Below are 233 nucleotides of genomic sequence, written 5' to 3' on the forward strand. Positions count from 1 at the left end.
TGCGGTGACGACCAGGGTAGCGCGGTGCCGGCTTTTGTCAGCCTTCGAAGTCCCGGAGCGACGCCGGTTCACGGCGTTGGAAGTCAAAAGGCTCTTCAGCACGGCGACCAATCCCGGATTATCACGAGCGGACTTATCCAGTATGAGCGAACGGAATCCCAAAATGTCCACAATGACCGCATACCGCACCTGCAACAACACCACCTCATGGGTACCGACCTCCTCAACCCTCG

1 protein-coding gene is annotated in these 233 nt (G+C 58.4%); it reads right to left on the reverse strand.

The window, feature by feature from the left end:
• Positions 1-233 (reverse strand): hypothetical protein (locus MFF64_RS37405; protein WP_238194136.1); only part of this gene is annotated, 233 nt, incomplete at both ends.

The sequence above is a fragment of the Methylobacterium frigidaeris genome (assembly GCF_022179185.1).
Lineage (GTDB): Bacteria > Pseudomonadota > Alphaproteobacteria > Rhizobiales > Beijerinckiaceae > Methylobacterium > Methylobacterium frigidaeris.